The sequence below is a fragment of the Nocardia anaemiae NBRC 100462 genome, assembly GCF_001612725.1.
Taxonomy (GTDB): Bacteria; Actinomycetota; Actinomycetes; order Mycobacteriales; family Mycobacteriaceae; genus Nocardia; species Nocardia anaemiae.
The window spans coordinates 125,399-139,291 of record NZ_BDAZ01000029.1 but is presented as its reverse complement, the minus strand read 5'-3'; the positions used below and the strand labels follow the sequence as shown (position 1 = coordinate 139,291).

The window sequence follows — 13,893 nt, the reverse complement described above, 5'->3', positions numbered from 1 at the left end:
CCGATGTTGGTGCCATCGAATCGGGTTCTGGTCCGCAAGACAGGGCGCGACCTGCGGCGACGCACGGCGCAGTTGGCCGCGATCGCGGTGACCGTGCTACTCGGGGTGTTGCTGTTCGTCGCCAGCTACGACTCATTCCGCAACCTCGAAACCTCTTATCGGCAAACCTATGAGCGGTTGCATTTGGCCGACTTCACCGCTCGCGGTGGCGATCCGCTGGCCATCGCCGCCGCTGTCCGGGACTCCGCCGGTGTGCTGCGGGTCGCGGCGCGCACCCAGGCCGATGTGCCGATGTCGATCGGCGCGACCGAGCTCGTCGGCCGGATCACCGGATCCGGTACCGCTGGTATCGACGAAATCGACCTGACCGCAGGCACTTTGCCCGATCCGACGCACCCGGACCAGGTAGTCGTAGAACACCATGCCGCCCAGACCTTCGGCCTGACCATCGGCAGCCGATTGCGGATCTTCGACGGGACCCAATGGCGGCAGGTCACCGTCAGTGGCGTGGCCCGATCCGCGGAATATCTGTGGCCCGCACGCAGCCGCCAGGACATCGTCGGTGATCCCCATGCATTCGCGGTCGTCTTCGCACCGCAGGCCGTGGCGGTATCGCTGGCCGGACAGCCCGGTCCGAACCAGACCCTGATCGAAATGTCGCCCACCGCAACGACATCGGAGCGTGATCGAGTCGTCGATCTGCTGCGGTCGGCCGGTGCGGCCGCAGTCGAACCGCGGCGCGAGCAGCCGTCGAATGCCGCACTGCACGAAGACCTCGACGGATTCGCCCAAATCGCCGTCGGGTTCCCCGCACTCTTCCTCATCGCGGCCGCCATCGCGGAATACGTGCTGATCACCCGCTTGGTGCAGGCCGAACGCCCGATCATCGGCACCCTGCTCGCCATGGGCGCCCGCCGTCGGGCGGTGATCGGTCACTATGTCGGTTACGGCATCGCCATCACCGGGGTCGGCGCGCTGCTCGGTGTACTCAGCGGATTCGTCGTCACCTCCGCGGTGACCGCCGCCTACACCAGGCAGATCGGCATTCCCGATACCGTTGTCGAGCACCGGATGGCCACGGCTGTCATCGGTTTCGCGCTCGGTCTGCTCACCGGAGTCATCGCCGCCCTGGTCCCGGCGATCGGCGCGGCCCGCATCGCACCCGCGGCTGCGATGCGCGGTGACGGTGACCGTCCGGCACCCACCGGACGGTTCGCTCGCCGCACCGCACACTGGCACCGGTTACCCGTGGTCGCGCGAATGGCCGTGCGCTCGTTGACAAGAGGCCGACGGCGGACCCTCGCGACCATGACCGGAACCGTACTCGCGCTGGTACTGATCCTTGCCTCCGTCGGGATGCTCACCAGCATGCGCGCCATGCTGAACGTCCAATTCGGCGCGGTTCAAAAGGAAGACGCGACCGTGCTCGTCGCACCGGGAACCACTGATCTACTGACGCGGCTGCGATCTGTCCCCGGCGTCGCCGCGGTGGAGCCGAGCACGATGACACCCGTTACGGTCGCCGCGAACGGCGACTCCTACTCGACGACGCTGACCGGCCTGCCCGCGCAGACCACCATGCACGGCTTCCGCGATCCGGACGGCGGCACCCGGCAGCTGCCCATCGAGGGCGTATTGGCGGGCGCGCCACTGGCCGCGAAACTGGGCGTCCATGTCGGCGATATCCTCACCGTGACACCCGCTTTCGGTGCGCCACGGCAACAGCGCCTCGCCGGATTCGTCGACGAACCACTCGGCACCGTCCTCTACGCGACCGACACCACCGCCCACACGATCGGCGGGCTCGGCACGACCGGCTACCTGCTCCGATACGCCCCTGGCGTCGACCGAAATGCTCTGCGCGCCACTATGACCGAACTGCCCGGAGTCATCGCCTACACCGACACTCACGCGCTGGAAGACCAGGTCGAGAAATTCCTCGGCCTGCTCTGGATATTCATCGTCGTCATGCTCACCCTCGGCGCGACGCTGGCATTCACCGTCATCTACGTGACCATGACCGTCAATCTCGCCGAACGGACCACCGAACTGGCCACCCTGCGCGCCACGGGCGTCTCGGTGCGCCGACTCACCGCGGCACTGGCCATCGAAAACCTCACCGCTACACTGCTCGCGGTGCCGCTCGGACTGGCGGCGGGCATTGCCACCGCCTGGGCGTTCCTGCGCTCGTTCACCAGCGATATGTTCGATATCGACCTCGTCATCGGCGCGATACCACCATTGCTGGCGGTTGCCGCGGTAGTCGCGGCCGCCGCACTGTCGCAACTGCCCGCTGGCCGACTCGTGCAACGCATAGACGTCGCCCGCGTGGTCCGCGAGCGAGCACGGTAACCTGCGAGGCCGATGTTTCGATCGAAGAAGATGGGCACCCCCAGATGGCTGATTTCGCCGAGCGGTTGAACAAGCTATTCGAAACCGTGCATCCCCCGGGCCGCCGCTCGCATACCAATGCCGAGGTCGCGGACGCGTTGACGAACTCCGGACACCCGATCTCGAAACCCTATCTGTCCCAGCTTCGGTCGGGCCAGCGTGCCAACCCGTCCAGCGAGACCATGGCCGCCCTCGCCAAATTCTTCAAGGTCAAACCGGACTACTTCTTCAACGACGTCTACGCCGCCAAAATCGACCACGACCTGGAGCTGCTGTCCCAGCTTCAGGGCTATCACCTGCGCCGACTATCGAGCCGAGCTTTCGACCTCTCCGAGGAATCGCAGAATCTGCTGGCCACCATGGCGGAGAAATTGCGGGCGAGCGAAGGACTACCCGCCGCGCCGCCGGACACCGACGACTCAGGACCCGATCACCCCTGAGGCCGTGCCCGGTGATCGTCTGGATTCGGCGAAGGTGCAGGCGACCAGGCTCGATCTGAGATACCAGGCGTCGGTGGCGTTTTCGGGATCGAATCCGGTCAATTCGGCGATTCTGATCAGGCGGCGGCGCACGGCGCTGGTCGAGACGCCGAGTCGGCGGGCGGTTGGCCCGCGTTTGCCCTGTGCGGCCAAGTAGATGCGCAGGGTACTGAGAAGTCCGGGCTCGGTCCGCAGCGGATCGAGGATCGCTCGCAGATGCCGGTAGCCGGGACCGGGTCGGACCAGTTGGTACTCATGTGCCAGATCTTCGAACCGGTGCACACCCGGTCCGCGGTTCAGGCGCAGGGCGAGATCGAGCAGTTGGTGTACCCGCTCTGCCGCGGCCGGAATGCGGCCACGCGGCGACGCGGCGAATGTCGCGGTTATCGGGGCGGCAGCGGCGCGGGCCAGCCGGGCGACCAGATCGTCCAGCCATTCATCGGTATCGGACGCGAATTCCGTTGGGATGAGGATGGTTCCGCCGTCGACGCTGAGCATCGATAGCGCCCGGCATTCGCGAATGGTCGCCAATTCGGCTTGGACGCGGCGCAGCTTGCGGCGCGCGACCACCCGGGAGTCGAGCCGAGCATCGTTTTCGTCGGCATGCCGCCCCAGCGCGATCGCGATCACGAAGTAGGACGGCGAAAGTTCGGTGCCGCATCGGTGTGCCATCGTCGCATCCGCTTTTCCGGCCAGCAGTGCCGATACCAGTGTCTGCGCGGCGACTCTACGATCGCCGGTCATGGCACGCACTTCGCCGACGTACCCGCGCAATACCGCGGTCGAAAGCTGCTGTGTCGCTTGGATCAGCCGCACGCCGTCGGTGTAGAGCTCCTGGCGAACCAACCGCGGTCGATCGGCGGCGACGAGTTCGAAACCGGCTTTGATACCGGCGTGCATGACCTGCTGGATCAGCGCGACCGGCAACTCCCGATCCGCCATTCTGGCCGCGATGGACTCGAGCCGGGCGACGGTCCGCTCGGGAACCGGTCTACCCGTGCGCATCGCTGCCGTGAGGGCCTCCAGACCGCAGCGTGCGACCGTGATCAGCTCAGCATGAACGGCACCGTCGATGCCCTCGACCGATACGCTCTGGAGACGGTTCACGATCTTGCGCGACAAAGCCAGGTAGTTCGGCTCGATCGAATCATTCATAGCCGTCATGGCATTTCCCCGCTCCGATCGCGGCCCCCGATACCGTGAAATAACATCCGAGAATTCCCCAGACATCAGATTATCGGCGATACGCACCCGGCCAGCCGATGGTGAAGCGACACAAAATATTCGCCGTACTTCGATGACACCCATGCCAGGCCTGCCGAAGCAGATCTCGCGGACCGAAAATGGTGACGCCGATACCGATCGCGATCAACGGAGGTCATGCGAACGGCGGCAAGGCATCTCACACGCTGGTAATGACCGCGGTCAGCGTCTTCGCGTACCGGTCGATCGACGCGTGCGCCTGCGGGGTGTCGGGAAACATCAGGCTCAGGGTGGTCACATCGTTGAACCGGTTGATCCAGAGGTAGACCTCGCTCGCGCTGGTTCGATTGCCGTACAGGCCGCCGTTGATCCGATCGAACATTTCCGCACCGGCCATCCTGCGGACATCGACATACGACAGCATGGGCGCGGCCCAGCCCGGCTTGGTCCGAATGCCCAGATCCGAGGTCACCAGCTCGAGCACCCGGTGCGGCGAAATATCGGTCAGATCCTTGGCGCGCTCGGCCGCATCCTGGACCGAGGGCACGAGCGAGGTGAAGGTGTCATCCGGACGGATCGCCGCGGTGACCGGAATGAGGTTGGTGTACCAGCCCACCGAGTTCGCCTCGCCCGGAGTCGCGCGGGTGTTGGCAGGCGTGAGTCCGAAATACCGATCCCGACCGGTCAATTCGAGCTCCGTCATGGCCAGCGCGGTGAACAGTCCGCCGACGAACCGGCCACCGTGGTCCTGGCAGACCTGTTCGAATCGCAATGCTTCGGCCTCGCTCATCAGTGGCAGCGTCACCTGCGCACCTCGGATGCCACCGCCGGTCTGTCCGAGATCCAATGGGAACGACGGCATGTCACCGTCATTGAGCTGTAGCAGCTCGACCCAATGCCGGATCTGCGGCGACTCGAGCGTGAGCTGTTCATTGAGCGCACGCTCGCGCGCACAGTATGCGAGGTGACCGTCGACCGGTGCGGAAGGCACTCGGCCGCCGGACAATTCGTTGCCGTACAGGGTCAGCAGATCGACGCATGACAACGCCTGCGCGACCCCGTCGGTATGCAGATGATCCACGGCCGCGTACACCGTAAACGAATCACCGTGATCGATGGTGCCGAAACTGAAGCAATCCCATTCGAACGGACCCGGTGTTTCGGCCTGTATCCGCTCGCGAATCGCATCGCTATCGGTGAATACACCATGGTCGGTAGCAACGAATTCGATGTCCTCCGGCCGCGCCACATGGCGCACGATCCGGCCGTCGGCAGTAAACGAAAACCAGCTCGAAAACGTGTCGTGCCGACGCAGGAATGCGTTGAATGTGCGGGTCAGCGCATCGTGGACCGGAGCGCCGGGAATATCGAAGGCAATCATGCACAGTCGCGATGCGCGAACGCTGGCATCGGCATTGCGATACGCGGTCCGCAGATACGCCTCCTGCTGGTAAGAGGGGCTTATCGGGTGTATCGGAGCCGTCCGCACCGCCGCCCGCGAACTCGGTGACGCCGTCCATGCGGTGAGCCGACCGCTTTCAGGATGCCATTCATCGAAAAAACCGAAATTGACCAATGGATGCCCTCGATTCGTGAAGCCGGGAGAATCTCAGTCAACGTGATGAATTGCCGGTCGGCCATGGCCGGGCTCGAACTTTGTGAGGTTCCCCAGAACTAATGGATTTCGCCGAAAGAACATCCAAATGGCCTTATCCATCCTGGCAATCTGCGGCTACCGTGACCACGGCAATAGGTCGTGGGAAGGAGGAGTGAGTGCGAACTGCGACAGGGCTCATAACGCTCATCTCCGCATTGAGTGTGGCCGCCGTGCCCGCTACCGCGCGCTCGGAACCCAGCGGCGCGATCACGGTCGCCGCGGCGACCGTCGCCGCGCGCCCGGCCGCCGACGGCTCCGCCCTCATCGGCATCGTCGAGAATCCGGACGGCATGCTCGACCTGCGCGTCCACTCGGTCGCGATGGATACCGATATCGTTGTCAAAGTGCTTCGGGCACCGGATAGTTCGCTACCGGCGCCCACGCTGTACCTGCTCAACGGCGCCAGCGGTGGCGCGGATGCCAGTAGTTGGCCCGAGCAGACCGATATCGTCGACTTCTTCCGGGACAAGCGGGTCACGGTCGTCACCCCGATGGGCGGCAATGGCAGCTACTTCACCGATTGGCGCAACGACGATCTGATCCTGGGCCGCCAACGCTGGACGACCTTCCTGACCGGCGAACTGCCGCCGATCATCGACTCGGCCTTCAACGGCAGCGGCGCCAACGCGATCGCGGGTATCTCCATGGCCGCGACATCGGTATTCCAACTCGCACTCGCCGCACCCGGGCGCTACCGGGCCATCGGCTCCTACAGCGGTTGCGTACGGACCAGTGACCCGCTGGGGCAAGCCATGATCGACGCGGTCGTGCTGCGCTGGCGCGGCAATCCGATCAATATGTGGGGGCCGCCGAACGATCCGGCCTGGGCCGCCAACGACCCCTATGAGCATGCCGAAATGCTGCGCGGCACAGCCATTTACGTCTCGACCGGAACCGGTGTCCCCGGGTCCCTCGATACCCTCGACGGTCACGGTATCCGAGGCAACGGGGGCAAATTCGTCAGCCAGCTCGTCAACGGCGGTGTGCTGGAGGCCATCACCAACCAATGCGCGCACGCACTGCGCGAGCGCCTCAGGCAACTGGACATCCCCGCCACCTTCGACCTGCGCCCCACCGGCACCCACTCGTGGGGCTATTGGCAGCAAGACCTGCACACGTCGTGGCCGATGATCCGCGACGCGCTCACCGGGTAGCGCACCAGCTCAGTTCAGCCGAGCGCCGACCCGGGCCATGGGCGGTGCCCATCCGGGCCGCTGCGGACTGTGGGGCGCCGGGGGCGTCGGTGTGTTCGTCGCTGTTCGCTTCGCCCCGCTCAATGCTTGGTCGGTAAGGGTCGCATCGGAGATGTGGCCACGAGCCACACGCAGCAACTGTTGGTTCGTGGGATCACCCAATGCGTCGTTGACGCTGTCCAGGACGCGATCCGCCTGCCTACTTCCGATCGCCCCCATCATGCGCTGGGCGGAGAGCTGATCGAATGTAGTACCGGCCAACGGGCCGGTGGCGGCAGCGCCATTGGCCACTCGTTGGAGATCCTGAACCACTTCCGCGGAAGGTGCGTTCAGGTACGCACTGACGAATTGCTCCTCCGCACCGTTGGCTACGCCCTGATCGAGCGTGACGCCAGCGGGGACCGAGCGCCGGTACCGGAATGCCGCGGCCTGCAAGGTGGCCAGATCCGCCGCGACTTCGCCTGGGTCGCTGCCACCCGCGATGAGGCGTAGCGAGGAATCCTGTACGCGCTGGACCGCCGCGACCACGTGGCCGAGGTGGTTGTTGGCCATCGTCCAGTCCTTGGAGTTGCCATCGACGATCGACCACGAGCGAATGGCGTTGAAAACGATGTCCTCGTCGGTGAATCCGGCGGCGAGCAGCGCGGCCGGTGCATCGCTGATCTTCCCGCCGATATCCTCCAAACCCTGTAGCGCCGCTGCCGCGCCGCGAACTGTATTGATGCCGCCACCCGGCGCGGCGAGCGCGGCCTCCCGGGCAGCTCTGCCGAACACCGGTCGGTGCACGTAGGCCTGGGCGTAGTAGCCCTCGGGGCCGCCCATACCCGGCGCGCCCCAGAATCCCCATTGCCCCAATTGGGCCGCACGCTCCGTGCGCGCGAAGGGCCGCAGCGGTGAACGGGTCCGGCCCAACAGCCATTCGGTCGCAGGCGAATTGCTGACGGTGCTGAAGGCGGCAAGAGCAGGCAACATGCCCATACGCATGGAGTGCGCCGCCCCGGCCGCGCCCATGCCGAGGGCGGTCGCGCTGCCACCGGAACCGCGCGCGCCACCACCGCTGCCCTGCACGGCCAGTGCGAACCGATTCGCGATCCACTCGTTGCCGCGGTCCAGACTCTTGCTGAGGCGCTTCAGCTGAAGGATCGCCACGATTTCGAAGATCGCGCCGATGATGAACACCACCATGACCTGATCACCGGCCAGCTTGAACAGGTCCCCCAGGATCAGCACATACACGCCGAGAAAGATGGTGTAGGCCGTCATGCGCGCCGCGGCGACGAAGCTGTCGACGACATTGCGGATCAGGAACGTCTGTGTGGGCCCGTATACGAATCCGCCTGCGGCGAAACCGAATATCGACATCAATCCGTGGTAGACGGTGTCGAGTGCGGCCCGGATCACCTTGATCGCGAGCACGGCCCCGAAGGCGAGCAGGATCGCCCCGGCCAGCAGCAGTAATAGGCCGGTGCCGATCTGTTCGAAGTTCGGATTCTCCATCGATTCCTTGGCCACGCCGTCCCCGCAGGCGCCGATGCCCTTTTTCACCCGGTCTTCACTGCGCGCCGTGACACCGGCCGACCACGCGGCACGGCATGACGCCTGTTCGTCGACCACATGCCCGAAGTTCCAGACCTGCAACGGACGGCGGGCGAAGTTGTCGGTCAGCGTGCCCTGCATCGTCGCCACCATGTGGGACGGATCGACGTTGTTATTGCCGTTCAGTCCGGCCGCCACCGAAATGCCGAGATCACGGCCCTTCGCCAGCAGACCGTCCGAGGACAGCACATCGGCAAGTGGCTCGGCCAGGAAGATCGGCCCCAGCAATCCGACCATGATCATGGTCACCACTTGCAGGGTGGCCTTGGAGTACAGACCGCGCACGACGAACCACGCGACGAAGAATGCGCCGATCGTGGCCGCGGTCACCAACATGATCGGCGTCGCGATCTGCCCGGTCAGGCTGTGCGCCACCCCGAGCAATGCTCGCGAGAAGAGGTTCAGCCACTCGAAACTCAGGGCGTAGCCGATCAGCCAGATCGCCGTGATCACAAGGATTTTCCAGCCCGCGAACTCCAGGCCGATGACCAGGGATATCGCGGTGTCGCCCGGATTCAGTACACCACCGTGGTCGGTGGCGAAGACATAGCTGGCGGCCTCGACGCTCGAGGAGTCGGCGACGTGAGTCCAGCCGAGCGCACTGCCCACCGACGATCCGGCGCTGCGGGTGCCGCTTTCGGCCGTGGCCGAGGCCGTGGCGCCGAGCAGACCGGGGAAGACGACCAGAACGAAGACAGTCAGCAGGACCCCGACCGTCCAGCGGCGTCGCCGCGTCGCGCGGATCCAGCTCCGACACCGCCGCAGCACCGCGGGCACCTGCCATCGATCCGGATCCCAGTAATCCGAACTCCAGTTGTTCACCACTACAACCTGATTCGTTTACGCGCACCCGAATCGCAGGCACGGCATGGCCAGACGAGCATCGAAGCGGACAAACCATCGGAGCTGCTCAACAGACTCCGAAAACGACCACTCAAACGCTAACCACGCGCCGTGAACGCACCCCCTCGTGTCAGTGAACAGCGCACAGCGAAACCAACAGAGCCCGTAGGCTTTTCGCCTCCACCGCGACCGCGGCTGTTCACCGTTTGTTAGCCCCGCTGGGTCGCGGAATATTTGCGCGGCCCGACGCATGGTCGGGTGCGGACGCCACTATTGCGACACGGATGGCCGCACGGGATGCGGCTACTAGAGCGGATCCGGATTGGCGTAGCGCGACTTGGGGGCCTCGATGATCACTTCCGGTTCGGCGGACGGCCCCAGGGGCGGACGCTCGGCCACTACCGGAAATTGGCCGGTGTGATGTTGGCGAATGCGCGCTATTCGCAATACTTTTCGGCGGGCCAGGAACCAGCCCCCGATCAGGGCCGGGCCCATGATTACCAGCATGGCGAGTACGGCGGTGCGCTGGACCATATCGCCGCTACAGGCCATCAGGATTACCACGGTGGCGAGGAAGATCAGAGTCGCCACATCGGTATAGGGAGCGCCGGGTAGTCGCGAGGCCGGACGCCAGGCCAGGCCGCGACGCCACTCGCGCCAGAGTCGCAGGTGACAGAGCACGACCGCGGTCCACGACACAATGGTGCCGAGGGCCGATACGTTCAGCACGATCTCGAAGGCCTTGTCCGGCACAACCGCGTCGAGTCCGACACCGATCAGGGCGATCGCGCCGGTGGCGAGAATGCCCACGTACGGTACGCCCGTCCGCGACATGCGCGAGGCCACACCGGGTGCGCTGCCGTTCATCGACATCGAACGCAGAATCCGGCCGGTCGAGTACAGCCCGGCATTGAGACTGGAAAAGGCGGCGGTGAGCACGATCAGATTCATGACCGAACCGGCCGCTGGCACACCGATTTTCGCGAAGAACGTGACGAACGGACTCTCACCGGCCCGAAAGACCGTATAGGGCAACAGCAATCCGAGCAGTACCAGGGATCCGACGTAGAACAGTCCGATGCGGGCGATGACGGAGTTGATCGACCGCGGCATGATCGTCTCCGGATGCTCGGCCTCACCGGCCGCGATGCCGACCAGTTCGACCGCGGCATAGGCGAATACGACACCGGTGGTCACCGTCACCAGCGGTAACAGTCCAGCCGGGAACAAGCCGCCGTGGTGGGTGATCACACCAACACCTGTCGAGGCACCCTGAATCTTGAAGCGGCCCACCAGGAATATCGTGCCGATGAGCATAAAGCCCGCCAGCGCAACGACTTTGATCAGCGCCACCCAGAACTCGAGTTCGCCGAACCAGCGCACCGAGATGAGGTTGGTACTCACCACCGCGATCAGGGCGATCAGCGCGATCACCCAGTGCGGGACGCCCCCGAACGCTCCCCAATAGTGCGCATAGCTGGCGATGGCGGTGATATCGACGATCCCGGTCATACACCAGTGGAAGAAGTAGGTCCACCCGACCGCGAAAGCCAGCTTCTCCCCATAGAACTCGCGCGCATAGGAGACGAACGATCCGGCGGAGGGCCGATGCAGTACCAGTTCGCCGAGCGCGCGCAGGATGAAGAAGACGAATACGCCACACAGCGCATACACCAGGAACAATCCCGGTCCAGCGCTGGCCAGGCGGCCACCGGCACCGAGAAATAGCCCGGTGCCGATCACCCCGCCGATCGCGATCATCTGCACTTGGCGCGCGCGCAGCGATCTGCGATAACCGACATCCTCGGCATGCAGCGCTTCTGCGAGCGCCGATAACTCAACTGGTCCCCGAACTGCGATCACGACCAGGCCTTCCAGTGCGGGAAGTCATGTCGCGGACAATGTACCGTTATTTAGCGGTACATTCAACGCGTTTCATTTGAAGCTTCAACGGGTACTCTGTCGAGCCCGTGCATTCCAAGCCTCCTGGCCGACCGGATTAGTGCAGCTGCACAAGAGCCGAGGTCGAGGCTCTGCATCATGCCGATAGCCCCGCGCCGTCACTTGCGGTGAGCTGGATCCAGCAGGCCGAACCCATAATCGGCCGCGGATCAATGCGGATTCGGAGGATGTGGTGAAGCGATCTCGGCGGCGGCTCGCGGTACTCGCGGTGACGGCAGCTCTGGCGGTGGCAGCGGGTCCGGCGATCGGCAGTGCCGGGGTGGCGGCCGCCGATCCGGCATTCCCGCCGAATTTCCCCCCGGACCAGAATCAGCTGCCGCAATTGCCGACGGAGCCGCAGATCTACGATCTGTTGCCGATCCCGGCACCGGATCAGGACCCGTGGTACGACGATCCCGCGGATCTCGCGTCGTATCAGCCGGGCCAGATCGTGCGCAGCCGCGAAGTGCAGACGCGGGTGCTCGGCATCCCCTTCCCGGTGTACACCAAGCAGCTGCTGTTCCGCTCGAACGATGTGCACGACAATCCGATCGTCACCGCGACAACCATTGTGGTGCCCGGTATTCCGTGGCAAGGCAGCCCGCGGCCGGTGCTGTCCTACCAAGAGGCGATCGACTCCACCGATTCGTCGTGCAATCCCTCGCATACCATGCAGACCGGCACCATGAAAGAGTCCGCGCTGGTGATCTATTGGCTGGCAGAGGGTTTCGCGATCAACGTGCCGGATTTCGACGGAAAGTTCAATACCTTCAACACCTATGCCGAGGGCAAGATGGTCCTCGACAGCCTGCGCGCCATGAAGAACGATCCCGCCCTCGGACTCACCGATTCCGGCATCGCGCTGTACGGATATTCCGGCGGCGGTTCGGGTTCCCTTCGCGCGGCGGAGTTGCGCGCGAGCTACGCACCCGATGTGCGGCTGCTCGGCACCACCATCGGCGGCACACCTGGCGACCTGGTGGCGGAGGCCAGGTATGCGACCCGAGCCGAACCCGGGCTCACCGGTACGAGCAACTTCACCATGTGGCTCGGTTTCGCGAGTCTGGCCCGGGAGTATCCGGACGTCTTCGATCCCGCCGATCTGCTGACCGCCGAGGGGCAGCAGATCATCCGGGACGTCCAAAGTCGTTGCTACGCAACCATTGCCCTCACCGGTATCTATCGCCCCATCAGTGCCTACTACCAACCGGGCAAGTCACTGGAGTCGTCCCAGGAGGTCCTTCGGGTACTGCGGGACAACAGCTTGGGCAAATACCTCCCGGATACGCCGATCCTGTGGTGGCACGGACTGTGGGATGAACTGATTCCACCGTCGGTTGTCCTGCCGACCGTCCAAAGCTACTGGGAGCGTGGCGCGGACCTGCGCTTCTACACCGTTCCCGTGCCCGAACACATCGTCAATGCCGTCACCGGCTGGCCGCCCGCCGTCGTCTGGACCAGCGCGGTGCTGCGCGGCCTGCCGCCCGGACCGAGGTTCAAGGCGGATTTCCAGCCGCTGCCGCCCGGCTTTCCCGGAAGCTGAAATCGTCTGTGTCCGAACTCGATCCGCCGGTTGCGAAATGCTGCCGGTAACGGTCGGGTGTGGTGGCCAGCTGCCGGGAGAAGACCCGATGCAGCGTCTCTCCGTGTTTGTAGCCGACTGCCTTGGCGATCGCGAGCACAGTCAGGTCCGTCGTCTCCAGTAGTCGCCGGGCCGCCTCGACCCGCAGATTCTCTACGAAAGCGGCTGGGGTACTGCCCGTTTCAGCACGGAAGGCGCGGGCGAAGGCGCGCTCGCTCAGACCGGCTCGCGCCGCCAACGCGGCCACGCTCAGATCTTCGTCCAAATGATCGGGCAACCATTGCTGTACGGCTCGGATAGCCGGGGTACGGGCGGGTTGCGCACGTAGTTGAGCGCTGAATTGCGCTTGGCCGCCCGGTCTTCGGGTGAAAACGACGAACCATCGGGCGATCAACTGCGCCACCTCGGTGCCGTGATCGGCCTCGACCAGGGCCAGCGCGAGATCGATACTCGCGGTGACCCCCGCCGAGGTCCACCGGTTGCCATCGTTGACGTAGATCCGGTCCGGTTCGACCAGCACCCGCGGGAAACGCTCGGCCATCACCGCACACGCGCCCCAATGCGTTGTCGCACGATAGCCGTCGAGCAGTCCGGCCCCGGCCAGCAGGAGCGAACCGGCGCATACCGACGCCACCCGCCGCGAACGCCGGGCAATGGCGGGCAACTCGCGGACCACCTCGGCCGATACCGATGGGACGAAGGCGCCGTTGCCGCCGATCACGATCATGGTGTCGATCTCGTCGTCACCGGCGGCGATCTCCGGCAGGGCATGGTCGACATTCATCGTCAGACCGCCCTCCACCGCGACGGCGCCCGCGCGCGGCGACGCCGTCAGCAAGCGGTAGGCCGGTGCGCCGACAATAGCGTTCGCCGCACCGAAAATGTCCATGGGACCGGCCAATTCGATCAGCTGGATGCCGTCGTAGACCACGAGGACAACCGTGCGAGGCGTCGACACATCCCTATCATCACCGCACGCCCCCAGGACTGTCACGGCAATGTGCAGTC

At 64.9% G+C, this 13,893-nt stretch carries 9 protein-coding genes; 4 read left to right on the top strand and 5 right to left on the bottom strand.

The window, feature by feature from the left end; translation table 11 throughout:
* Positions 1–3: 3 nt before the first annotated feature.
* Both NA5_RS19005 and NA5_RS19000 read left to right on the top strand, forming a co-directional pair.
* Positions 4–2,352 (top strand): FtsX-like permease family protein, encoded by a 2,349-nt coding sequence (locus NA5_RS19005; RefSeq protein WP_062987864.1) that lies wholly within the window; start codon positions 4–6, stop codon positions 2,350–2,352.
* A gap of 44 nt (positions 2,353–2,396) precedes the next feature.
* A complete protein-coding gene (locus NA5_RS19000) occupies positions 2,397–2,831 on the top strand; it encodes a helix-turn-helix domain-containing protein (protein WP_062987862.1) in 435 nt (144 codons plus the stop codon).
* On the opposite strand, the gene NA5_RS18995 is transcribed toward NA5_RS19000, so the two are convergent.
* Together NA5_RS18995 and NA5_RS18990 are read right to left on the bottom strand one after the other, a co-directional pair.
* On the bottom strand, positions 2,811–4,025 hold the full coding sequence (locus NA5_RS18995) for a PucR family transcriptional regulator (RefSeq protein ID WP_062987860.1): 1,215 nt from the start codon (positions 4,023–4,025) through the stop codon (positions 2,811–2,813). The genes NA5_RS19000 and NA5_RS18995 overlap by 21 nt on opposite strands.
* 247 nt (positions 4,026–4,272) lie before the next feature.
* Positions 4,273–5,649, bottom strand: coding sequence for a condensation domain-containing protein (locus NA5_RS18990; protein WP_062987858.1), 1,377 nt, complete (start codon positions 5,647–5,649; stop codon positions 4,273–4,275).
* Positions 5,650–5,846: 197 nt separating this feature from the next.
* On the opposite strand from NA5_RS18990, the gene NA5_RS18985 reads away from it, so the two are divergent.
* Positions 5,847–6,884, top strand: coding sequence for an alpha/beta hydrolase (locus NA5_RS18985; protein WP_062987856.1), 1,038 nt, complete (start codon positions 5,847–5,849; stop codon positions 6,882–6,884).
* 9 nt (positions 6,885–6,893) lie between these two features.
* Here NA5_RS18985 and NA5_RS18980 read toward each other — a convergent pair whose 3' ends face one another.
* On the bottom strand, positions 6,894–9,341 hold the full coding sequence (locus tag NA5_RS18980) for a hypothetical protein (protein ID WP_157110502.1): 2,448 nt from the start codon (positions 9,339–9,341) through the stop codon (positions 6,894–6,896).
* Between the two features lie 327 nt (positions 9,342–9,668).
* The gene (locus tag NA5_RS18975; protein WP_245672291.1) at positions 9,669–11,225 is read right to left on the bottom strand and encodes an amino acid permease; all 1,557 of its coding nucleotides are present in this window, start codon (positions 11,223–11,225) and stop codon (positions 9,669–9,671) included.
* Between the two features lie 271 nt (positions 11,226–11,496).
* Between NA5_RS18975 and NA5_RS18970 the strand changes: the two genes are divergently transcribed.
* Positions 11,497–12,846, top strand: coding sequence for a lipase family protein (locus NA5_RS18970; protein WP_371856438.1), 1,350 nt, complete (start codon positions 11,497–11,499; stop codon positions 12,844–12,846).
* Here NA5_RS18970 and NA5_RS18965 read toward each other — a convergent pair.
* Complete coding sequence (locus NA5_RS18965) at positions 12,800–13,843, bottom strand: GlxA family transcriptional regulator (protein ID WP_062987979.1); 1,044 nt, start codon at positions 13,841–13,843, stop codon at positions 12,800–12,802. The two genes, NA5_RS18970 and NA5_RS18965, sit on opposite strands and share 47 nt — an antisense overlap.
* Positions 13,844–13,893: the final 50 nt, after the last annotated feature.